The sequence below is a fragment of the Leyella stercorea genome, from assembly GCF_021531655.1.
In genome coordinates, this window is sequence record NZ_JADYUF010000030.1 from 1 (window position 1) to 22,694 (window position 22,694).

The following is a 22,694-nucleotide window of genomic DNA, read 5'->3' on the forward strand; positions in this document are numbered from 1 at the left end:
ACTCATCAGGTTCCACCTGATAAACACCATATCCAAGTTGTGGCATTTACACGCCATTGCTTAACTTTATCTTTACCATAATCAAAATGTTTTAAAAGTTCATTTATTTCTTATCCTTTGTACTTGAACACCTTGACCATATCCTTGTCGCCCCCCACGAGCTGGCTGCATCGGTTCAGCATTCCCGTGTCTGAGAAACCGCATCTCTCCATGACTCTTCCCGATGCAGGATTGCCTGTGAAATGGTCTGCCCAGATGTTTTCGAAATGCTTCTCGTGGATGCTGTAGTCGAGCATCAGCTTCAAGGCTTCGGTGCAGATTCCTCTGTTCCAATAAGGCTTTCCTACCCAGTAGCCCACCTCGCAGTCGTTTTCTCCGATAGGGATGTTGCTGGTTTCATGGGTGTAGTAGCCGATGCAGCCGATAGCCTCGCCAGTCTCTTTCAACACAATCGCCCATGTCGTGTCATTATGGAAGAATGTCCGGATTATCTCCTTACTTTCCTCAACAGACTTATGTGCCGGCCATCCAGCATGAGGTCCTACGTCAGGGTCTGAGGCGTACTTGAAGAGCGACTCTGCATCCGATTCTTGCCAATGGCGAAGTAAAATTCTTTCTGTTCCCATCAGATTATATCAATGTTTTGCATTTTATTTACTATGTGCACTTATCCCAGCCAGTCGGTAAAGATAAGTATACATTCGTGCACCTTCTCAAAGAATTTCCCTATCCGGCGCTTGATGCCCTTCCAGTATATCCCATTCTTTTTAATGCTCATATACTTAGTTATTTATTTTGTCATTAATTCATGTGCAAATACGCCATCAGCGCAATCTGTATCAGCAGAATGGCAGGAATGCCGTATTTGAATTTCTTGTGCATCGTCTTATGGTGCCAGACTTTCATTCCCATCCATGCCCCGACGCTTCCTCCAACGACAGCCAGCAATAAAAGCGTTACTTCCGGAATGCGCCATTTGGCTTTCTTTGCCTTGTACTTATCAATGCCGTACACGATGAATGCAACTGCATTGATAGCAAGGAGATAGTAGGCGAGGCAACTATGTAATGTATTTATGCTCATTTTCCTATTTTACTCCTTTATTCTGTTCATTATTTCAAGAAAGGATCAAGCGTAGCCAGCAGTTCGGCTTTATCTACCACACCGCTTGTGCGCCACAATACTTCTCCGTTTCGGAAGAGCATCAGTGTAGGCACGGATTGGATGCGGAATTGGCTTGCAGTTACGCCGTACTTGTCTACATCCACCTTGATGATTCGGATGCGGTCGCCCAATACACTTTTCACCTGCTCCAGAATGGGGTGCATTGCCTTGCAAGGTTGGCACCATGTAGCAAAGAAATCGACCAGAACAAGCTGGCCACTGTTTATTACATTATTGAATGTCTCCATAATTATTTGTCTATTTCTGTGAAACGGTTAAAATTTTGCTGAAAACTCCATCAACATTTAAGTCCCCACACACGATCCTTATAATATGGGTTGCAATGGTCAAACTGCACGGCTTCCAGCTCCGCAAACACCTCTATCAGCGCCTCGTCAATCACCAGCTGCTGATTTCCGTCCCTTCTCGGTGCCTTGTATTCATGCTCGCCGATTCGCTCCTTCAGAAACTCCGTCATCATGAAATACGGATTGCCGAGCAGGGCAGGAATGCCCACCACCGGAGCCATCATCTGTGCGAGGAAAGAGCCGCAGCTGTTGCCTGGAAGCAAGTCGGGCTGCTCTTTGTCTATAATAGAACGTATTTCATTCAACGCCTTCTTGGGATGCAATGGCAAGTCGGGAGTCAGCACCACCGCCGTCCCCTCAAACGCTTCTTTCAAGGCTCTCGCCATCGGACAACTGCCCGTGGCGAAGAATCCGTGTAGGAATAATATCTTCTTCATGTGTGCAAAGATAGTGCAAAACGAAGACAATACAAAATGAATGCAAGTTCATCTATCAGAGAGGAAATAAAAAAGTTGCTTACAAACTGAGTAGGTAGGACGCAAGCGATTCCCACTTAATCAGTTTGCCACTACCTCACTGGTATATTCGTCATGGCGCCCGCGACAGAGACACAGCCTTTTCTGTTTCCATCAATCTGGCTGCAAAACTGCAGAACTCAGGCAAGGACGTCAACTTCAAGTTGCCTTGGAACCGTCCTCACAGTGGCGACATCTTGCACCCTTACGTAACGTACTTACCCTTTTTTATTGCTTCTTGCATTTTATCCAAATAGATTCGTCACCAATAGACATTTTCAAATCTGATACTGTAGAAGTCGCAGAAATGATGGTGTAAGAAGCATTACTATGCGCTTTCTTTTGGCTGTTTGAAACGCCGCTTGAAAATAAAAAATCGAATAGTCCCATACCTTTTTCTATTAATGTTTAACTTCTAATGCAAAGGTATGAATTGATTGTGCAGTCTATCTGCACAATCAAAAGAATGTGCAAAAATGATAGAAAAAAAGCAGAAAGAACTGTTTCTTCCTGCTTTAATAAGTTGTTTTGACCTATTATAATTGTCTTAATTTATCTACAAAGAATGCTTCTTTTGCTTTCATCTTTTCACAGAAGTCTGCATAAGAAGTGGACGTATGACAAATCTCAATACCTAATATATATAGTGATGCAGACGAGTCCTTCAATCGTGATTTTGGAATTTTCTGCTGTCTTTCAGACAAAGGAGCTATAAAAACTCCTTTCGAGGCCTGTAAGTTAGTGATGTATGTGATTAACTGATGAAGGTCATCACGATTAACTTTTGAAACCATTTCATAACTTTCAAGCTTCTTGTATTTTGCATCAAGAACAATATCATCTTTATAGAAATCTGGATAACGGATTCCACTATGATCTTCAAACAAATAGATGCCACCTTTATGTTTCTTGTTTTCAGGATGCTTGAAGCCATCTTTTTGTAGAATGGTATTCAGATATTCTTCCCAAAGCCAGGCTCCATCAAACAGAATACCGCAAATCTCCTCATCTGTTTCTCCGTACTTTACTTCTTCCATTCTAAGAATTTGTAAGCAAAGGCATTGCAGGGGCTGATATTCTGTATAGTAAGGATGACTCTTATGTCTTAGGTTCTTACCAATAATTGCACTTCGCTCATTTTTGTTATATGAAGGAGTTAGTGAAATTATAGATTTTACATTATCTATAGTTTCCTGATCCAAACCCAATACGGATTGACCATATCTCTTTGACTTCATAAACTCAATTGTATGACGGATTAACTCAGTCATGTCATTGTCATAGGTATATTCACGAGTGGAGTATGCCACATTTCCTGCAAACGGAATGTTTTGGGCAATATGGCGTCCCCAGTCAATCGTACCTTTTAATTTTGCATCGTTATGTTTGAAGTTCTGATACTCTCTGTATATGCCCTGGCGCATTGCGTTCCTTAGCAAGTGAGGGAACATAAACATAATAAAGTCAAATACATCCTCTTTTTCGTTGTTGTGATTAAGGTCAAAGAGATTGAATGAAAAGACCTTTTGAAGCATGTAATGTAAGAGATAGTCGTCGCGTCCTTCGTCAAAACGGGATTTAATTTTTACCTGCAGGTTTCCTATACCGATAAAACCCATCACATTTCCTGTGGAAATACGTACCTTTTCAGGGTCTCTTGTATTTAGAATGGTTATAACAGAAGCTTCACCGACTTTGTCGTCAGAATCCTCTATACTATAGGGAAATATTAGGAGATTCTCATTTTCGTGACATAATTGAGCTATTGTCTTGTCGGCAATAGGGAATAAAGTTGAGACATCTTTACGAAGAAATGTCCCAGCTTTCACCTGTCCAATATTATTGTCTGTTAAGTTAATTCTCATCGACCAATTCGTTATCATTAATATTTGAGTTGCTTTCTTTGGTATCGAAGTAAGCATTTCTCAACTTTTCCATGATTTCTTCTGATTTGCGGAAACCACGGATATATTCTCTAAGCAATGGTTCGATATTCATATTCCATAGCTTTTCAAAGTTTACACCGTTATCACCCAACTTTAAGAAGTATGATGGGCCAACTTGGTAGGCTGGGCCAAGCCCTTCAATCTTGGATATCTCATTATTCAATCTTACCATAACATTCTTTGCCTTAGTGGCACATTCGAGTTTGTCGAGCATAGATTGTGTATCTTCTGGCTTTATCTCCTTCCAGGTGAATCTGCGACGCATAGCAAAGTCCATGCTCTCGATACTACGGTCTATATCATTCATTGTACCAAGAATGAATACGTTTTCAGGAATATAAAATCCTTCTGCAAATACATCTGTTTCAGGGACAAGGTTCTGATATTGAGTCTTTACTCGAATATCTTTCTTGCCTCTATAACCAGGGTCAATGGCATAGAATAGTTCACCAAATATTTTTGAAGCTTCTCCACGATTAATTTCATCAATGATGAAAACAAAATCTTTTTTGACTACGTTACTTGCTGTTAATGTTGAAATGTTCTTTTGTTTGTATACTTCTTTAAGTACAGCCCAGTAAGCTGAAGCATGACAACCTCCGATAGCATCCCTTACAGCATCGCTAATGTTTGAAATATTGTTCAAAGACTCTGTTGTAGTAAATACTTTTGCAAGTTTTGCCAATCTGTCAAAAGAAACGGTATAAGTACGATTACTACTAGTTCCAGGAGTTTTCAGTTCTATGTTATTAAAGTCTGTAACCTTAACCACTTCCATGGATTTTCCGTTTGTTTTGAGCTTAAATTCATTCAAATCACCATTATTAATTTTATCAATAACTGTATTATATTTATCATTCAGTGATTTTTCTTCCGATAACTCAGTGAGAGTTTTTTTGCTGTCCTCCAAATTCTTGATAGCTTTTTTGCAAAACTCTTTGAAAATTCCATCTTTACGCTCAAATCCCATCTGTCCTTCAGACATCATGATAGGTCTCAGACCTTCTACAAAATCAGTATAGTCGTAAGAGGGATGAAATTGCACAAAGCACATTTCGTCCTTACTACATCCCATTTCTCTTGCTATGGCCTGAGCCATAAAGGTCTTACCGGTACCAGGAGCACCCGTCAGAACTAAGTTCTTGCTCTCTTTAAGCAAGTCAATATATTTTTGATACATCATAGTGCTGTCTATTTTTGTTTCAACAAGATCATTTTCATTATCTTCCTTGTCAGTATCTGTATTTTTTAATAATGTCCTATTATAGTACCACAATACCGTTTGAGCTGTAAGTGGCATACTTTGAATACATCCATTATTCTTTATTTCGTCATTGATGGACAAAATCAATTCATTCTCTTTCTCAATCTCTGGAATAACGTATTGATCCAGTAATTCGTAAAAATGAACAAGCTTTAGACCTGCCTTTCGTGGCTTAACCCCTAAAAGCTTACATAAATTCTTATATACATCATTTTTATAAAAAGTATATTTCTGAGGATTATGGAATGTCAGGAAACAACTGATAAGTCGCTCATCACACATTGCACTCGTATGATTGGTAAACTTTGCTTTGATCTTATCATCCCATAATGTTTTGCAGCTTTCAGTAAAGTTTTCTATTCTTTCTTGTAGAAGGATATTTTCATCAAATAATGCTCTAAAGAGTTTTCTATACTCTTCTGGTTCATATTTCACAAAATTTCTAATTGCGGTAATCTGTGAACTAAAACATAGATTCTTAAATTCTATAGAATTAATCTCTTTAGAAAAATCTATAGCATTAGGGTCTGGGTGTCCATTTTGTTTGGACACCAATTCCCATTTATATAATTCTTCTAAGTTAGAATCACCATTTAGTCCATAATGGATTTGGTGATTCTTGAATAATATGACTATATCTTTTAAATTCATTTCGTATCTTCTATTGCTACATCAAATTTAATATCCTTATTACGATAAAGGTAAATCTTTGTATCGTAGGTTATTGTCTCTACTTCAAATCGTTCGCCATTTGGCTGACGGGCAATGTTCCACTCGTTGATGAAACCTCCATCTGGATAGATAGAGAGCTTCTTGTTTCCACAAGTTATAGACAATACTCGCCTTTTCGATTAAGGGGGGCTTACTTTTGAAAAAATAAACCCTGAAGTCCTATTTTACGGGACTTCGGGAAGGAATTTTATTCTCTTTGGAGTTTTACCGGACAGCAATACATTTTTATATAGAGGGTGTGTCAAGACACACCCTCTTGTAGGGTTTATGATTAAATAACTCCATATTCCGGATGAACCCTTTTTATTTCTTTTCGCCTATCTGCTTCAGCATTTCGTCCACAGCAGCTTTCAGCTGGCGGTCGTTGCCATTGATGAAGTCTTCAGGTGTGTTGTATACTGTTATGTCGGGATTGAGCTGAGTGTTCTCGGCATACGTGCCATCGAGGCTCATGCATCCCACCTGCGGAATGCCGTACACCAAAGAGCGGTCGATCATAGTCTCCCACCACACGGCAGTCATAGTACCAGCTACTGGAGCACCGATGAGTTTGCCTATGCCGAGCGTCTTGTAGACCATCGGGAATCCGTGACCATTGCTGTAGTCGTCCTCGCAGATGAGTACGCACGAGGGTTTGGTCCACTTGTTGAACGGGTCGCGACCGATGAACTGTCCGCGTGGCATGAATTGCTGGTATTCCTTGCCGTTGAGTAGCGTGCAGAGGTCGTCGTGCAACCATCCGCCTCCGTTGTGGCGTTCGTCGACGATTACCGCCTCGCGGTTGCGGTTGTTGTCGCTAAGTAGTTCGCGATAGACGGTGCGGAAGCTCTCGCTGTTCATTGCCTTGACGTGTACATAGGCGAGTCGGCCGCCCGACAGGCTGTCTACCAGATGGCGGTTGCGTTCCACCCAGCGCTTGTAGAGCAGTTCGTTCATTTTGCCCATAGACATTCCCTTTGTGTTGACATCGAAGGTACTGCCGCCCTTAGTGCGAATGGTGAGTCGTATTGGTTTGCCTATTTTCCCGTCTAGCAGAGGGAAGTAGTCCATACCGGCCTTGATGTCCGTGCCGTCGATTTTCTCGATGATGCATCCGGTCTTTACCTTAGTCTGCTTGCAGGCTATCTCGCTGCCCTTCACCACTTCAGCAATTTTCAGTCCGTCGCCGGTGTAGTTATCGTCGAGGAAGAGTCCGAGGCTGGCAGTCTGGAGCGGTGCCCACATGCCGTTGTATCTCGCTCCGGTATGCGAAGCGTTCAGCTCGCCCAGCATTTCGCTCAGCATCTCCTGAAAGTCGTTGTTGTTGCTGATGTAGGGCAGGAAGCGCTCGTAAGTCTTGCGGTAGCCTTCCCAGTCTACGCCATGCAGGTTCTTGTCGTAGAACTTGTCCTTCACCTGTCGCCAAACGTGGTCGAACATATAGGCGCGCTCCTTGTAGGGCTGATAGTTGAACGGAGCTTCGAAGTCGATATTCTTGACGGCTCTGCTTGATGGCGTAACCTTCTTGATGCCGCCGTCGCCAGCCAGATAGATGTTCTGGTAAGTCTTGTCGAACACCATCTCACCACCTCCGAGGTTCTTCATCAGCAGTTCAGTATGGCCTGTAATAAGGTTGCGGCGCCACAGGTCGGCACCACCCTCAAACGAAGCCTTATAGTAGATGTTCTCGCCATCCTTGTCGAGCAAAGCGTCGCCGAGGAACGAGGAGTTTACCGTGAGGCGCACGATGCGGTCGCGGCAGTTATCAAGGTCGAACTTCAGATCCTCTGTCTCCTGTGCTTTCGGCTTCTCAAGATTCTTCTTCTCCTTCTCTTCCTTCTTTTCCTCCTGCTTCTTCTCCTTATTGGTCATGTTCTCCTTAGCCAGGGCACGCTCCTCCTTGTTCATGCGGAAGCGCTCGTAAGCCTCAAGGTCGAAGAACATCAAGTAAGCGTCCGACTCAGCTCCCCAGCTGCCGTGGCTGCGGTATCCGGCACGGTCGCTGCTGAACAGCATGGCCTTGCCTCCGAGCACCCACTTGGCGTCGCCCTCATTATATCCGCTTTCGGTGAGGTTGTGTATTTCGCCGTTGCCCGAAGCATTTACCAGGGCGATGTCCGAATTGTTCCAACCTCCCACGCCGATGTACGAGGATAGCAGCCACTTGCTGTCGGGGCTCCATGTGTAGTCGATGTCACCGTCGCTGTACGAATAGACGTATTTGCCGTCCATCACGGTCTTCACGTTCTTGCCCTTAGCGTCCATCACGCGCAGGGTGCCACGGTTTTCCCAGAAAGCGATCTGCTTGCCGTTAGGGCTGAATTTCGGTTGGAATGAAGTCTGGTCGGATTGTGTCAGTCGCTCCTCTACAAGTTCGGTAGCATAAGCAAACTGCTTTTCGTCCTTGTTCTTGATGGTAGTGGCGTAGATTTGCCACAGTCCGTTGCGTTCCGAGTCGTATATTATGGTGCGTCCGTCGGGCGCAAAGTCTATGTCGCGCTCCTGTTCGGGAGTGTTTGTTATCTGCTTTGTAGTGCGGTATTCTATCGACGTAACGTACACGTCACCATGCAGTACAAATCCTATTTCCTTTCCGTTGGGCGAGAGCTTGATATTGTAAGCCCCCGAGTTCTTGATCTGTCGTATGAGTTCCTTGCCCTCGTTGTCAGCCACTATTCTGATGGCAGTCTTTTGTGGCTGTGCTCCTTGGCGCACGGTGTATATCTCGCCATCGTAGCCGTAGCACAGCGTGCCGTCGTTGGCAGCTGATAGGAATCGTACGGGATTCTTCTCGTGGCTGGTGATGCGTGTCTCCTTGCCATCGAGAGTGCGGTGGTAGATGTTGAGTGTACCGTTCTGCTCGCTCAGATAGTAGAACGACTTACCGTCGGCAGCCCATACGGGGTCGCGGTCTTCGCCGTCGAACGAGGTGAGCTTCTTGAACTTTTCGCCTCTCTTGAGCCAGATGTCGCGTGTGATAGGCGAGCGGTGGTGCTTTCGCCATTCGTCCTCATATCCCTTGCGGTCCATATAGAGCACGTCGCCAGACGAGTTGATGTCGAGAGCGTCCATTGTCACCTCAGAGTAGAGTTTGGGGCGTCCGCCGTCAATGCCTACAGCGTACACTTGTGGGAAGGAGCCTGCAAATATTATCGATTTTGTGGTAGGCATCATCGACGATTTGAACAGTATTGTAGAGTTGTCCTTCCAGCGCAGCGGATATTCGTTGCCGCTGTGTGTTGTCACGCGGCGCGGTATGCCACCGTTGGCATCCATCACCCACACGTCGATGCTACCCTCGCGGCTCGATGCAAAAGCGATGTTTTTGCCGTCGGGGCTCCATACCGGATAGGAGTCGAATGCAGCGTTTGCTGTGATTTGTCTGGCTGTGCCTCCGTTGGACGATACCGTGAAGATGTCGCCACGATAGGAGAATGCGATTGTCTTGCCGTCGGGCGATATTGCCGGATGGCGCATCCATAGCGGATTGTCTTGCGCCTGTGTGGTAAAGCCGTAAGCGGTCAGGAGTGTGGTTAATAAGATTTTGTTCATAGTTGTTTTTTTGTTATATGTTTTTGATATTTGTTATCTTCCCATGCCGCACCCTTTAGTCTTGTCGGCTTTGTCGGCTCTCACCGAACCGGCATTCTGAGCGCTGAACTCTCTGTTTATTTCAGCCAGTTCCTTGCGTCCGAAGATATAGTCGTCGTATAGGTCGTCCATGTCGATGCCTTCGCATTCTGCGTCGCCGAAGCCTCCAAGTGCCTCTTTCACTATATCCATGCGTTCATCGACTGTTGTGTCCTTAATCAGTAAACTTTTAGTTGTCATTTTATATTTAATTTTTTAATTGTTAGAATGCGTACGAATTCAAGACTTCTTCACTCCCCTTACTGCCTCTGCTTCCAGTGGGTTTTCGGGCCAGTAGTGTTTGGGGTATCTGCGTCGCAGCTCCTTGCGCACTTCGAAGTAAGTTGCTTGCCAGAAGCTTTCGAGGTCTTGAGTCAACTGTACCGGTTTGAATCCAGGCGACAGCAGTTCCATAAGTAGTGGTTGTCTGCCGTCGTCAATGCATGGAGTGCGTTTCATGCCGAAGCATTCCTGTAGTCGTACACTCAGCACGGGAGCCTCAGCCCCATGTCGGTATTCGATGCGAATGTGCGAGCCAGTAGGCACGGCGATGTGAGTAGGGGCGAGTCGGTTTATTTCCAGTTGCGTTTCGTATGAAATCGAGTTCCATAGAATTTCGGCGAGCTTCAGTTTCTTCAGTTCGGCAGCAGTCGACTTGATGTGTCCTCCCTCGTCAATATACAGCGGCAGCCAATCCTTAGCATTGGCAGTCAGATGCTCAGTCGAGATGTCGGGAATGTTCAGTTCGGGATGCCATGCAGCCACTTGAGCCACACGGTTTTGCAGACGAGTCACCTCGGCGTTGCTCCAGTCAAGCATGCTCATTCCGTCCTTCTTCACAGCCTCACATATTATATTTACCACATCCTCAGCCACGGCATTGTGTATAGGCTTAGAGCTTATGGTGAGCTTTCCTATTCTTCTTTCCGTTTGCATCAGCACACATCCCTGCTTGCTGTCCCACGATATGTTGTCGCGTTCTGTAATGATAGAGTCGTCAAGGTCGTCGGGATTGAGCGGAGCCGCCATGAATATGCGTCCTGCAGCGGTAGAGGCGTTGTTGAGCGAAGCTATCGCAAGCCACTTGTGTCCCGCTTGCGAGTCGTTCTGCTCAAGCTTCACGTTAGCGCCACTTGCCAGCCGGTAGCCGCCTATGTTGTCGATGCTCATGGCTATGCGCTCTGGATAGGCATAAGCCACCAGCATACCTATGTCAGTAGGCGCTACGTCGTTGTTGTCCTCAGCTACATGAACCATACGTCTGTATTCGGCAGCTATTTGTGCTATGCGTTGCCATTTGTCAGTCTGCTTGTTTCTGCGAGCTTGTCGTAGAGTGGTGATTCTCAGCCCAAGGTCAGTCCGGGCAGATTCGCCCATAGGATCTTTCTCCTCAAGTATGGCAGCGATGTCGCAAGCTACACCCTTGAGGAGTTGGTCGGAAGCTTGCAAAATCATCCTTGCTATACGTGGATGGCAGGGTAGGGCAGCCATACGCTTGCCGAGCGTTGTTATGCAGCCCTTCTCGTCGATGGCTCCTAGCGATATTAGCAGGCTATGCGCTTTGACGACATTGCTCTGAGGCGGCATCGTGAGCCATGGCAGAGCCTTCACATCGTTCTCGCCGAAAGCAGCTATCTCCAATAGCATCGGAGCCAGATCGGCTTCCTCTATCTCTGGTTTGCGCTGTTCGCCCATCAAGTGTTCGGAGGCTTTAGTCCACAGCCTGTAGCATATGCCCTCGGCAACACGTCCAGCACGTCCGCTACGTTGTGTCGCCATGTCCATGCTGATGCGCACCGTCTCAAGGTGGCTCAGTCCGGTGCGTGCGTCGAACATCATCTGTCGGCACAGTCCGGAGTCTACTACCACCCTCACGCCTTCAATCGTGAGCGATGTTTCGGCTATTGGCGTAGCCAACACCACTTTGCGTTCGCCATCCCTTGACGGGGCTATTGCTTTGTATTGCTGCTGGGGTGGCAGGTTGCCATACAGGGGTATCACGCTTGTGGGCAGTAGCGCAGAGCCGAGCAGTTGCTGGCAGCGTTCTATCTCGCCCTGTCCTGGCAGAAACACCAGAATGTCGCCCTTGTGCCGGTTGTGTGCCTCTATCGTAGCCGATGCAGCCATTTGCGAAATGTCGCGACGGTCGGCATTTGCGTTGGCATATTTGATGTCAACGTCAAACATATGGCCCTCGCTCTCTATGAGCGGAGCCTTCAGCAAGTTGCATATTCTCGAAGCGTCGATAGTGGCCGACATAATGACAATCTTGATGTCTGGGCGTATTATCTGTTGCGTCTGGCGTGTCAGGGCCAGAGCAAGGTCGGAGTTGATGCTACGTTCGTGAAATTCGTCAAACACCACCACGTCCACACCCTCAAGCGTAGCGTCGTCCACCAGCATACGTGTCAGAATGCCCTCGGTGAGCACCTCGATTCTTGTCTGGCTCGACACCTTGTTTTCAAATCGTACCCTATAGCCTACGGTCTGCCCCACGGGTTCGCCTATCATATGAGCCATCCGTTCGGCTATCTGTCGTGCGGCAAGTCGGCGCGGTTCGAGCATCAGTACCTTACCTGTGCAGCTTGATGTCTTGCTCGCGTTACTTGGTCCGTTTGCGCTGTTATTCAGTCCAGCCATTATGGTCAGAGGCAGCAAGGTCGACTTGCCGGCACCGGGAGGCGCTGTTACTACAACCGAGTTGTGCTTCTCCAGCGCCTTGTTTATGTCCAAGGCTATCTGCGCCGCAGGCAGCGCAATATTGTGGCTTATTATTTCGTTTAAGTCCATTCTTTATGGATAATTACAATCTGTCGAGCACCAGCTTTATCAGGTCGTCGATATGGTTCTTGTATCCGGTGTCGGCGCGTCCTGCCCTACGATTGGCTATCACCATGCAGACCGTTGTGGCGTGGTGTCCCATCAGTCGGGCGAGTCCAGCCAGTGCCGAACTTTCCATCTCAAAATTGGTGATGTGCAGTCCGTTGTATTCGAAGCTTTCTATCTTTTCGTTCTGGTTAGGGTCGGCAAGCGGAATGCGCAGCTGCCGGCCTTGCGGTCCGAAGAAGCCTCCGCATGCCACGGTGATGCCCCTTACCATACCCTCAGCTATGCGCTCAACGAGCGTCTCGTCGGCCTTGATCACATAAGGATAAGGTTGGCACATATTGCCAGTCCATCCCAGATGGTTGATGAGGGAGCGTTCCATCTGTAGGTCGCACACGGCATTGCGTCCGGCGTAGAAGTTGAGCAGACCGTCAAATCCCACAGAATATTCCGAGCACACGAATGTGCCCTCGGGAGTGTTTAGTTGCAGACCGCCACAAGTTCCTATTCTCACTATTTCAAGGCTGCGCGTCTGTTCCTTCTCCATGCGAGTGTTGAAGTCGATGTTGGCAAGAGCGTCAAGCTCGTTCATCACGATGTCGATGTTGTCGCATCCAATGCCGGTAGACACCACGGTGATGCGCTTGCCCTCATACTGTCCGGTCACGGTGCGGAATTCGCGGCTTTCTACCTCACACTCTATATTGCTGAGATGCGAAGCTACCAGAGCCACCCTGCCTGGGTCGCCCACTAATATCACCTTGTCTGCCAGATGCTCTGGCTTCAGATGCAAATGAAAAACGCTGCCGTCGCCGTTTATTATCAGCTCAGAAGCAGCAAAATACTTCTTCTCCATATCTTGAATTTCGAATTATGAGTTACGAATGTCCGTTGACTTCTGTTGACTACGGGCGAAGCCAAAACTTTCTTTAATTCTCATTTGACACCCCCATTAGTTTGTAATCGACATTAGATTTTGCTTTCCTTCTGTCGTAGTTCGCCCAAAGCACGTTTCAGCGTTTGTCGTAGTTCGTCGGTCTGCAGTTCCAGTTGTTGTATTTTCAACCCAATCTGAGCCTTGTCACCGTCAGCAGCTGTATGATATTGTGCACGCATGGCAGAGAGTTTGGCCGTCTTGGAAGTCAGTTCGTTACGAAGACGTACCGTCTCGTAGTAAGCCATGCGCGTCTCATCCGACTTGAATTGATCGATGCTGTTGTAAGTGATGCGGTCGTTTATCACGAAGTTTATGCCATCAGCCTTACTATGTGTCAGACTGTTCTCTTGCTTCAGCTGATTGAGTTGTTGCATGGCACTTTCGCGCTTTTCGGGCGTAGGCCATGTAGCGCGTATTCTGTTCAGGCAAGCCAGGCTATGCAGTTCCTTCTCGCCCATGCTGAGAGCTTCATAATTCTGTCGGGTGTCGGTAGGCACGAAGGTGTAGACACACACCTTGCCTTCGGGCTGGTTTCGGGTGGAGGCGAACCATGCCAGCTTGTCAGCATCAGCAACGATATATGCAAAATCGTCGGAAGGTGAATTGAAAGGCAAACCGATATTTTCGGCATTAAGGAAAGTGCCCTCGCCTGCCTCAATCTTTGTCATGTAGATGTCGCGCTTGCCCAGACCCTCATCGTCCGAAACTCCTGCAAAGTAAAGCGTCTGTCCGTCAGACGACATAAATGGGAAACTGATGTTCTTGAATTTGCCATTCACCGACTTCACCGGCTTCGCCTCGCCCCACTGACTGCCCACCATGTCGCGTGTGTACAGACGAGCAATGCTGTCGGTGCCCATCTCGGTGTAGTAGCATCGGTTGCCGAATCCATTGACAAAAACATACGAGTCGTTGGCCTCGTCGGTGTTGAAGAAAGAGTTGTACTTGACGAATTTTCCGTAAGAAGCTGGCAACGGTATCTCATCCAGCACATTGTTGATGTCCACCACGGTGCTGTCTATGACAAACACCTTCTGAGTGTTTGTCAACATATCGTCAAAGAGGGCCTTGGCTTTAGGGCTCATAGCGGGCATATTGTCCGTAGGCTTAGGTTTTACAATTGTAGACTTCGCTTTCGAGCGTTTGGTTTTGCGGCTTTGGGCGTTCAGTCCCGATGTGGTGAGTGCGAGAGCCAGGAGTATGAGTAGTTTCTTGCTGTTCATATTATTATGTAGTTTTTATTTGTTTTGCTGTTATTTAATAAGGTAGAAGAGCAGATTTCGTGTAATGGGATTGCCAATCATCTTCCTGAAGTAAGCATACTTCTTGGTGTAGTTGCGGTCGGGCAGAGGGTAAAGCCCTTTGCGAGCCAGGCGTTCCATAGTCTTCACGAGGGTCTTCTTGTCGTGGGTGGTGCGTATCACGTCACACAGATAGTCCATGGTCAGTTGGGCTATGCGTCGGTTCATGGCCGGTCGGTCGGTTTCGGGCACCACAAGTTTCAGCATGTTCTGCAGCGTCTTCTCCGTCTCTGCCAGTCGATGGGCATGTATAGAAGCGTCGGCAGTCGACAAAGTTGACAGCCGACTCTCCATATAAGCGTTAGAATCGGTATAGAAGAAGCGCTCCGATCGTAGTAGCAGCTTGGTGAGAAACTCGTTTTTGTTGGCTATCCTTTCATTAAATTCCTCCGACACTATTACGTTCTTTTCAAACAGGTAGCCTATCTTGGCCGCTTGAATCGTGTTGCCTTTCATATATGTGCTGCCCTGCATAGGTCCCTCGTAAGTGAATGGAGTGGTAGCATTGTCGGGATTGTCAGTATTCTTATAGAATACCACATCGGGATTGTGATAGCGCGCTATGTCCAGACAATGCTCGTAGGGAGCCCTTATCAGTAGGTCATGACTGCCTACGAATTGCACATAGCGTGCAGTACTCATCCTCAGCCCCATAGAGTATGCTGCCGACACTCCCATATAGCGCTGGTGGATGTACGTTATCTCATCGTCCTTTCCCAACAGTATATTAAGAGCTGCGGTAGAATCTCCGTTGTCTACAACAATTATCTCTCTGTCTGCAGAAGCCAGCGACAACTGCGTTATGCTGTCAAGGCATTGACTCAGAATGGCAGGCTCTGCGTCGTGATTGTACACAATGAAACTTATAAGAGGTTTGGCGGGCATATTCTGTGTGTCTTTTTACGTTTTTTATTCTGTCTGATGTTGTTATTATTGCAAAGGTAATAATTTTTATTTCTATTCAGTTTGCAGGAAAGAAGTTTTTTCACATTATAAAAACAAATAATAATTATAATATGAAGTAAAGGCCTAATGCAAAACTGACAAAATGCGAACGCCGATAACGTTGTGTAGTAATGGCACGATATTTGTAATATTGATTTCGAACGAGTGAAATACTCAACATTTGAAATAAAAACTCAATATTTGATATTAAAAACTTAATAATACAAACAAAATTATGGCACAAAAAGGTAATATTGGAGTAACGACAGAAAATATTTTCCCTGTCATCAAGAAATTTCTTTATTCTGACCATGAAATCTTCCTTCGTGAAATGGTTTCCAACGCCGTTGACGCTACACAAAAGCTTAAGACACTTGCCGAGCGTGGCGACTTCAAGGGCGAACTTGGCGACCTCACCGTTCGCGTCACTCTCAATGCCGAGGAGGGTACACTCACTATCAGCGACCGTGGTATCGGTATGACCGAAGACGAGATAAACAAGTACATCAATCAGATAGCATTCTCGGGAGTCACCGACTTCCTCGACAAATATAAGGACAATGCCAACGCCATCATCGGTCACTTCGGACTGGGATTCTACTCTTCGTTCATGGTGAGCAAGAAGGTGGACATTATCACACGCAGCTATCAGGACGGTGCCAAGGCCATCAAGTGGAGCTGTGACGGCAGCCCCGAGTTTGAGATAAGCGATGCAGACAAGGCTGACCGCGGATCGGACATTGTGCTACACATCGACGACGATTGCAAGGAGTTTCTCGAGAAGCAGAAGATTCAGGAACTGCTCAACAAGTACTGCAAGTTTATGGCTGTGCCGGTAGCCTTCGGCAAGAAGACGGAGTGGAAGGACGGCAAGCAGCAGGACACCGACCAGGACAATATCATAAACGACGTAGAGCCTCTGTGGACCAAGGCACCCAGCACTCTCAAGGATGAGGACTACAAGAACTTCTATCGCACACTCTATCCTATGCAGGACGAGCCGTTGTTCTGGATTCACCTCAATGTTGACTATCCGTTCAATCTTACGGGTATCCTCTACTTCCCACGCATCAAGTCGAACATCGAGCTGCAGCGCAACAAGATTCAGCTCTACTGCAATCAGGTGTTTGTCACAGACCAGGTGGAAGGTATTGTACCCGAATTCCTCACCCTGCTGCATGGTGTAATCGACTCACCAGACATTCCTCTTAATGTGAGCCGCTCATACTTGCAGAGTGATGCCAATGTCAAGAAGATTTCAAAGTACATCACCAAGAAGGTGGCAGATCGTCTTGCCGCAATCTTCAAGGACGACCGCAAGGACTACGAGCAGAAGTGGGACGACCTCAAGATATTCATCAATTATGGTATGCTCTCGCAAGACGACTTCTACGACCGTGCCAAGGACTTCGCTCTGCTAAAGGACGTAGACGGCAAGTACTTCACCTACAACGAGTACAAGACTCTCATCAAGGACAACCAGACAGACAAGGATGGCAATCTTGTATATCTCTATGCCAACGACAAGGAGGGTGAATACAGCTATATCGAGGCTGCCAAGAACAAGGGCTACAGCGTATTGCTGCTCGACGGACAGCTCGACACCCCAATGGTGTCTATGCTTGAGCAGAAACTTGAGAAGACACGCTTCACACGTGTAGATGCCGATATCGTCGACCGCCTCATCGTCAAGAACGACAGCAAGGAGAGCGAACTGGTCAAGGATGACAAGGACAGCCTCACCGAGACTTTCCGCTCGCAGCTGCCCACAATGGATCGTACCGAGTTCTATGTCGACGTACAGGCTCTCGGAGCCGACAATCTACCTGTAATTATCACCCAGAGCGAGTACATGCGCCGTATGAAGGAGGCAAGCAAGTATCAGGCAGGTATGGCATTCTACGCTCAGATGCCCGACGCTTTCAATCTCGTTCTCAATAGCGACCATCCTCTGATCAAAGGCGTGCTTGACGGCGAGAAGCAGGAGTGTGGCAGCCAACTCAGTCCAGTAGACAGCGAGATAAAGGGTCTTGAGGCACGTCTTGCCGTGCTACACCAGAGCCAGAGCGCCAAGAAACCCGAGGAGATAACACAGGAAGAGAAAGACGACGTCAAGAATACCGAGCAGTCTATCCAGGAGCAGCGCACCAAGCGTGCCGACATCATAGCAGCTTATGCCAAGGGCAACAAGGTGGTACACCAGCTTATCGATCTCGCCCTGTTGCAGAACGGTATGCTCAAGGGTGCAGCCCTCGACTCGTTCCTCAAACGCTCTGTTGATATGATTAAGTAATGAGTCCCTATTTAAAGTGGGTTCAATAATATTTATAGTGTTGAGGTGTTGAGATGTTGTGATTTCATGTAGAAGTCTTATCGTCTCATCACCCCAGCACTATTTCTTTTTATCCCTTTATCTTATCCTTTTATTATCTTTTCTTGTCCAAACGTTTGTATTTTTTTCAAAGTTTTTTGTAACTTTGCACAGACAAACAGATTGTGTTATCACACAGCGTTTTTTTTTATTTCAGATTTTTATTAATGGATAAGATTAGAATTAAGGATATTGCCGAGAGAGCTGGAGTTTCTGTAGGAACAGTAGACCGCGTTTTGCACAACCGCCCCAACGTGTCAAAGCCAGCCAGAGAAAAGGTGGAGCAGGCGTTGAAGGAAATGAAGTATCAGCCCAACGTCTATGCAAGTGCGTTGGCTTATAACAAGTCGTACGTGTTCATTGCGCTCATTCCGCAGCATGAGTCAGAAGCCTATTGGGAAGAAGTGGAACAAGGCCTGAAGAAGGCCATGGAGATGCGCCGCGACTTCCATATAGATGTCAAGCTCATGTACTACGAACGTTTCAACAACGAGTCGTTTGTCAATTGCTATACCCAATGTCTTGAGTCTAATCCCAATGGAGTAATCATCGTGCCGATCGAGATCGACACCACCAAGGTGTTCACAGACAAACTCCACGAGCGTCAGATACCCTTCGTCATGCTCGACTCATACATGCCCGACTTGAAACCCCTTTCGTTTTTCGGTCAGGACTCTTTCTGCAGCGGCTATTTCGCTGCCAGAATGCTCATGCTCATAGCTTCAGGCGAAAAGGAGATAATGATTATGAAGCTGATGAAGGACGGTCATGTCACCAGTAAGCAGCAGGTCAACCGTGAGGTGGGCTTCCGCCATTATATGCACGACCATTTCCCCAGCATCAATATCCTTGAGCTTCACCTCCCATTCAGAGGCACACGCAGCGAGTACGACACCATGCTGCGCGATTTCTTAGAAGCCCATCCCAATGTACATCATTGTATCACGCTCAATTCCAAGGCTCACATCATGGGTGAATATCTCCTGCGCACCAACCGTCGCGACATACAGATAATGGGCTACGACATGGTAGCCAAGAATGCCGAATGTCTGCGCCAGGGTAGTATCTCGTTCCTTATAGCCCAACACGGCTATCAGCAGGGCTTCAGCTGTGTTGATACACTCTTCAAGGCTATCGTGCTGCGCAAGAAGGTACAGCCCGTCAACTATATGCCAATAGAGTTGCTCACCAAGGAGAATGTCGACTTCTATCGTCGTACGCAGCTCTAACAAGTGCGCACTCCTACACACAACACACATAAAATACTGAAATGAATAATCGTAAAGGATTGTTGGCTTTAAGCCCGTTGTTTGTCTTCGTTACCATCTATCTGGTCGCATCCATCATTGCTCAGGATTTCTACAAAGTGCCCATTAGTGTGGCATTCGTCATAGCGAGTATTTACGCCGTAGCCATCTCTTATAAGGACGGACTGCGTCAGAGCATAGATACCTTCAGCAAGGGAGCCAGCAAGAGCAACATTATGCTTATGCTGTGGATATTCATACTGGCAGGAGCCTTCGCCCAGTCGGCGAAAGCTATGGGGGCGGTTGATGCTACGGTCGACGTTATGCTCTCGCTCCTGCCCGACAACATGCTTCTGCCAGGACTTTTTCTTGCCACCTGCTTCATATCACTATCCATAGGCACCAGCGTAGGCACTATTGTGGCGCTTGTGCCTATAGCAGCTGGACTGGCACAGTCCACTGGCTCGTCAGCAGCCCTGCTCACCGCCGTTGTGGTGGGTGGAGCTTTCTTCGGCGACAACCTCTCGTTTATATCCGACACCACAATTGCTGCCACCAGTTCGCAGGGGTGCAGCATGAGCGACAAGTTCAAGGTGAACTTCTTCATCACCACTCCCGCAGCCCTCGTTATTCTTGGTGTCTATACCTTCATAGGTATGCATATGAGCACCGCTGCACCCCCTCATTCCGTCGACATCCTGCGCGTAATACCATATATAGCCGTTCTTGCTACAGCCATTGCCGGACTCAACGTGCTGCTCGTGCTCACTATAGGTATAATACTCACAGGCATCATCGGCATAATTAGTGGTAGCATGGGCGTGTTCGACTGGTTTCACTCTATGGGTGACGGCATTATTGGTATGGGCGAACTCATCATCGTCACTATGCTCGCAGGAGGCATGTTCGAACTGGTGCGCCACAATGGTGGTATCGACTACATCATAGCAAAGATCACCCGACATATCCATGGCAAACGTGGCGCCGAAGGCATTATAGCGTCGCTCGTCGCCATAATAGATGTCTGCACAGCCAACAATACCGTAGCTATAATCTCTACTGGTGGCATTGCCAAGCGCATCTCGCAACAGTTTGCTCTCGACAACCGCAAGGTGGCAAGCATACTCGACACCAGTTCGTGCATCTTGCAATGTCTCATACCCTATGGAGCGCAGCTGCTTATGGCGTCGGGACTCTCCAAACTTAGTCCGACACAAATCATACCTTATCTGTATTACCCATTCGCTTTGGCTGTCTGCGTGTTATTCACCATAATATTCCGACTGCCCCGAAGATACAGCTAATTACACCTCAGCACAACAACCTATCACCCCTCAACATAAACTATGGACGTTATCACACGAAACTTCTTCCGGCTACTACGCTACGGAGCATTCAACGAATATGAGCCCGTAGAACAAATGTCGGCATACAAATGGAATCTGCTGCAACGTATGGCGCAGACGCACTACGTCGAGGCTATAGTAAATTCGGCACGCGGCAACACCCGTTTGCAATGCCCGACGTTGAGCGTGCCTGATGCCGGACTCTCACGTCTGTGCAACGGTTTTCTCAACCGCCGACTCCGAAAAATACGTGCTGCTGAACCCGACTCTGCCGAACCTTCTATTGAGACCCTCAATATGCTCGACATTATCGTGCAGACTACCGAACGGTTCATTCTGCATGGCGTAACTTATGCCTATATCCTTAATATGGGCATATTCCTACGCAACTATGGCGACCGCATCGACTACGTAAAACTCGAAAATTGGCTACAGCGGCTCCATATCCTTTCGATGGCAGAGTTTGAAGCCAGTATTCTCGTCTATACATTAGGATTTCAGCAAGACGAAATACCATTCATGCGCCGTGTCATTCCTGCTGCCTACGATATGGCAATTAACACCCTGCAATCAGAGAATAATGACGTAAGTGGCGAGTCGGTCAGCGGACGGCATATCTTCACACTCAACAGCGGAGGCAAGCTTACTGAAACTTTTGTCAACTGCCAGCGTTACTTCTTCTATGCGCCACTTGAGTCGGTCAGTATATTCTTTTCGCAGATAGCCAGCTATATTGCAAACATGGAGGAGTAGGAGACTGTGGCGTACTCGTCGTGGCCTGTATGTGCTTAATGAAAGTTAAAAACAATATTTCCCATGCAACATTTCATGCCGTGCTGCATTAACACTAACAGAATGCAACGCTAAGTATGAACAATAAAAACGAAAAACAATTATGAAGAATTTAACGATTTTGGGCCTTTCGGCAATGATTTTGGCCTCATGCGGCACTACACAACACAAGCAGGAAGTCAACAATAATATCAATGCCGACATTCAAGTCTCTAACAATAACAACAATATGGACAATGATTATCTGATATTATCCGACGCACAGAAGAATATTGTTGACCGTAGCAATCAGTTTGCCCTCGACCTCTTCCGTACTCAGGCGGACATGGAGTCAAAGGTGATTTCGCCCGTAAGTGTGTCGTTTCTTATGGGAATGCTTGCCAATGGAGCTGACGGCATCACAAAGGACGAGATTCTGACAGCTATGGTCGGCGACAAGAATATCTCTGTCGGCGAACTGAATGATACTTACGCTGCCATTCTGCGTATGGCAGCCAATGGCGACAGGCTCACTACAGTCAACTTTGCCAACTATATCGCTGTCAACAAGCAATTCAAGCTGAAGAAAGCCTATACATCTGCAATCAGCAACTTGTATTCTGCCAATGTGGAGAACCTCGACTTTGCTTCGCCAAAGACTCTTAAGCATGTCAACAAGTGGTGTTCTGACAATACGAATGGCATGATTCCTTCCATTGTCGACCGTCTTAATCCCAGCGATGTTGCCGTACTGATGAACGCCATATATTTCAATGGTACATGGACTGAAAAGTTCAATAGGAAATATACTCGACTTGAGAACTTCCAGGGCTACACTCGTGACATCAAGAAGGTTGACATGATGCACCAGAAACATCAGTTTCGCTATGCCGACAACAGCCAGTATTCAGCCGTTGAACTGCCTTATGGCAACGGTCAGTATTCTATGACCGTGCTGCTGCCCGATGAGGGTGTTTCTATTGACGATATGCTGAAGCAGTTCACGACAACCGAGTTCTCCAAGTTGCAACAGCAAATGACAGAATGCTTAGTCGACCTTAAGTTGCCTCGATTCTCTACCACAACAAAAGTCGGTCTCAAGGCCCCATTGTCAAATATGGGCGCAAAGACTATGTTTAGCGACAGCGCCGACTTCGGCCGTATGGCTGATGCAGGACTATTCGTATCTACGATGCTACAGAAGGCAAAGATTGAAGTCAGCGAAGAGGGTACCAAGGCTGCTGCAACCACTATGGCTGCTATCGCATTGACATCTTTGCCTCATGAGCAGCCACGCCAGGTTAAGTTCTACGCAAATCGTCCCTTCGTTTACATGATTACCGAAACGAATACCAATGCTATATTGTTTATCGGACAATATACGGGAGGAGATAATTAAAAAATATATATAA

Annotated in this window: 18 protein-coding genes; 5 read left to right on the forward strand and 13 right to left on the reverse strand. The window is 46.9% G+C overall.

The genetic code is table 11. The features are described from left to right. Positions 1-110: 110 nt before the first annotated feature. The 13 genes from I6E49_RS09480 to I6E49_RS09540 all read right to left on the reverse strand — a co-directional run bounded on the left by I6E49_RS09480 (position 111) and on the right by I6E49_RS09540 (position 15,487). On the reverse strand, positions 111-626 hold the full coding sequence (locus tag I6E49_RS09480) for a GNAT family N-acetyltransferase (protein ID WP_235401954.1): 516 nt from the start codon (positions 624-626) through the stop codon (positions 111-113). A 175-nt stretch (positions 627-801) separates the two neighbouring features. After that, entirely contained in the window at positions 802-1,083 is a 282-nt protein-coding gene (locus I6E49_RS09485) for a DUF1294 domain-containing protein (RefSeq protein WP_235401955.1), read from the reverse strand. Positions 1,084-1,112: 29 nt separating this feature from the next. Further along, positions 1,113-1,412: a thioredoxin gene (gene trxA, locus I6E49_RS09490; RefSeq protein ID WP_235401956.1), complete on the reverse strand. Its 300-nt coding sequence runs from the start codon at positions 1,410-1,412 to the stop codon at positions 1,113-1,115. Positions 1,413-1,462: 50 nt separating this feature from the next. Next, positions 1,463-1,909, reverse strand: coding sequence for a YqiA/YcfP family alpha/beta fold hydrolase (locus I6E49_RS09495; RefSeq protein ID WP_235401957.1), 447 nt, complete (start codon positions 1,907-1,909; stop codon positions 1,463-1,465). Positions 1,910-2,215: 306 nt separating this feature from the next. Beyond that, positions 2,216-2,377 (reverse strand): hypothetical protein, encoded by a 162-nt coding sequence (locus tag I6E49_RS09500; RefSeq protein ID WP_235401959.1) that lies wholly within the window; start codon positions 2,375-2,377, stop codon positions 2,216-2,218. A gap of 146 nt (positions 2,378-2,523) precedes the next feature. Next, the gene (locus tag I6E49_RS09505; RefSeq protein WP_235401961.1) at positions 2,524-3,852 is read right to left on the reverse strand and encodes an McrC family protein; all 1,329 of its coding nucleotides are present in this window, start codon (positions 3,850-3,852) and stop codon (positions 2,524-2,526) included. Further along, positions 3,842-5,848, reverse strand: coding sequence for an McrB family protein (locus I6E49_RS09510; protein WP_235401963.1), 2,007 nt, complete (start codon positions 5,846-5,848; stop codon positions 3,842-3,844). Before I6E49_RS09510 ends, I6E49_RS09505 begins: the two co-directional genes overlap by 11 nt. Before the next feature lie 384 nt (positions 5,849-6,232). Further along, positions 6,233-9,460, reverse strand: coding sequence for a S41 family peptidase (locus I6E49_RS09515; protein WP_235401964.1), 3,228 nt, complete (start codon positions 9,458-9,460; stop codon positions 6,233-6,235). A 33-nt stretch (positions 9,461-9,493) separates the two neighbouring features. Continuing rightward, entirely contained in the window at positions 9,494-9,739 is a 246-nt protein-coding gene (locus I6E49_RS09520; RefSeq protein WP_235401966.1) for a hypothetical protein, read from the reverse strand. 39 nt (positions 9,740-9,778) lie between these two features. Next, on the reverse strand, positions 9,779-12,328 hold the full coding sequence (hrpB, locus tag I6E49_RS09525; protein ID WP_235401967.1) for an ATP-dependent helicase HrpB: 2,550 nt from the start codon (positions 12,326-12,328) through the stop codon (positions 9,779-9,781). A 13-nt stretch (positions 12,329-12,341) separates the two neighbouring features. Beyond that, positions 12,342-13,220 carry a nucleoside phosphorylase gene (locus tag I6E49_RS09530; RefSeq protein WP_235401968.1) on the reverse strand — a complete coding sequence of 293 codons (879 nt, stop codon included), beginning with the start codon at positions 13,218-13,220 and terminating at the stop codon, positions 12,342-12,344. Between the two features lie 113 nt (positions 13,221-13,333). Then, complete coding sequence (locus I6E49_RS09535) at positions 13,334-14,524, reverse strand: hypothetical protein (RefSeq protein ID WP_235401969.1); 1,191 nt, start codon at positions 14,522-14,524, stop codon at positions 13,334-13,336. Between the two features lie 30 nt (positions 14,525-14,554). After that, a complete protein-coding gene (locus I6E49_RS09540; RefSeq protein WP_235401970.1) occupies positions 14,555-15,487 on the reverse strand; it encodes a glycosyltransferase family 2 protein in 933 nt (310 codons plus the stop codon). 295 nt (positions 15,488-15,782) lie between these two features. Between I6E49_RS09540 and htpG the strand changes: the two genes are divergently transcribed. The 5 genes from htpG (at position 15,783) to I6E49_RS09565 (ending at position 22,681) form a co-directional block, all read left to right on the forward strand. Continuing rightward, positions 15,783-17,840, forward strand: coding sequence for a molecular chaperone HtpG (gene htpG / locus I6E49_RS09545; RefSeq protein WP_235401971.1), 2,058 nt, complete (start codon positions 15,783-15,785; stop codon positions 17,838-17,840). 245 nt (positions 17,841-18,085) lie between these two features. Then, positions 18,086-19,147: a LacI family DNA-binding transcriptional regulator gene (locus tag I6E49_RS09550; protein ID WP_235401972.1), complete on the forward strand. Its 1,062-nt coding sequence runs from the start codon at positions 18,086-18,088 to the stop codon at positions 19,145-19,147. A gap of 41 nt (positions 19,148-19,188) precedes the next feature. Then, positions 19,189-20,469 carry a Na+/H+ antiporter NhaC family protein gene (locus I6E49_RS09555; protein WP_235401973.1) on the forward strand — a complete coding sequence of 427 codons (1,281 nt, stop codon included), beginning with the start codon at positions 19,189-19,191 and terminating at the stop codon, positions 20,467-20,469. A gap of 42 nt (positions 20,470-20,511) precedes the next feature. After that, positions 20,512-21,264, forward strand: a complete 753-nt coding sequence (locus I6E49_RS09560) for a hypothetical protein (protein WP_235401975.1) — start codon at positions 20,512-20,514, stop codon at positions 21,262-21,264. A 142-nt stretch (positions 21,265-21,406) separates the two neighbouring features. After that, positions 21,407-22,681 carry a serpin family protein gene (locus tag I6E49_RS09565; protein ID WP_235401977.1) on the forward strand — a complete coding sequence of 425 codons (1,275 nt, stop codon included), beginning with the start codon at positions 21,407-21,409 and terminating at the stop codon, positions 22,679-22,681. Positions 22,682-22,694: the final 13 nt, after the last annotated feature.

Excerpts from the sequence above, each read along its gene's own strand:
- I6E49_RS09480 (WP_235401954.1), bottom strand. The coding sequence starts at position 626 with ATGGGAACAGAAAGAATTTTACTTCGCCATTGGCAAGAATCGGATGCA.
- I6E49_RS09485 (WP_235401955.1), bottom strand. The coding sequence starts at position 1,083 with ATGAGCATAAATACATTACATAGTTGCCTCGCCTACTATCTCCTTGCT.
- trxA (WP_235401956.1), bottom strand. The coding sequence starts at position 1,412 with ATGGAGACATTCAATAATGTAATAAACAGTGGCCAGCTTGTTCTGGTC.
- I6E49_RS09495 (WP_235401957.1), bottom strand. The coding sequence starts at position 1,909 with ATGAAGAAGATATTATTCCTACACGGATTCTTCGCCACGGGCAGTTGT.
- I6E49_RS09500 (WP_235401959.1), bottom strand. The coding sequence starts at position 2,377 with ATGGGACTATTCGATTTTTTATTTTCAAGCGGCGTTTCAAACAGCCAA.
- I6E49_RS09505 (WP_235401961.1), bottom strand. The coding sequence starts at position 3,852 with ATGAGAATTAACTTAACAGACAATAATATTGGACAGGTGAAAGCTGGG.
- I6E49_RS09510 (WP_235401963.1), bottom strand. The coding sequence starts at position 5,848 with ATGAATTTAAAAGATATAGTCATATTATTCAAGAATCACCAAATCCAT.
- I6E49_RS09515 (WP_235401964.1), bottom strand. The coding sequence starts at position 9,460 with ATGAACAAAATCTTATTAACCACACTCCTGACCGCTTACGGCTTTACC.
- I6E49_RS09520 (WP_235401966.1), bottom strand. The coding sequence starts at position 9,739 with ATGACAACTAAAAGTTTACTGATTAAGGACACAACAGTCGATGAACGC.
- hrpB (WP_235401967.1), bottom strand. The coding sequence starts at position 12,328 with ATGGACTTAAACGAAATAATAAGCCACAATATTGCGCTGCCTGCGGCG.
- I6E49_RS09530 (WP_235401968.1), bottom strand. The coding sequence starts at position 13,220 with ATGGAGAAGAAGTATTTTGCTGCTTCTGAGCTGATAATAAACGGCGAC.
- I6E49_RS09535 (WP_235401969.1), bottom strand. The coding sequence starts at position 14,524 with ATGAACAGCAAGAAACTACTCATACTCCTGGCTCTCGCACTCACCACA.
- I6E49_RS09540 (WP_235401970.1), bottom strand. The coding sequence starts at position 15,487 with ATGCCCGCCAAACCTCTTATAAGTTTCATTGTGTACAATCACGACGCA.
- htpG (WP_235401971.1), top strand. The coding sequence starts at position 15,783 with ATGGCACAAAAAGGTAATATTGGAGTAACGACAGAAAATATTTTCCCT.
- I6E49_RS09550 (WP_235401972.1), top strand. The coding sequence starts at position 18,086 with ATGGATAAGATTAGAATTAAGGATATTGCCGAGAGAGCTGGAGTTTCT.
- I6E49_RS09555 (WP_235401973.1), top strand. The coding sequence starts at position 19,189 with ATGAATAATCGTAAAGGATTGTTGGCTTTAAGCCCGTTGTTTGTCTTC.
- I6E49_RS09560 (WP_235401975.1), top strand. The coding sequence starts at position 20,512 with ATGGACGTTATCACACGAAACTTCTTCCGGCTACTACGCTACGGAGCA.
- I6E49_RS09565 (WP_235401977.1), top strand. The coding sequence starts at position 21,407 with ATGAAGAATTTAACGATTTTGGGCCTTTCGGCAATGATTTTGGCCTCA.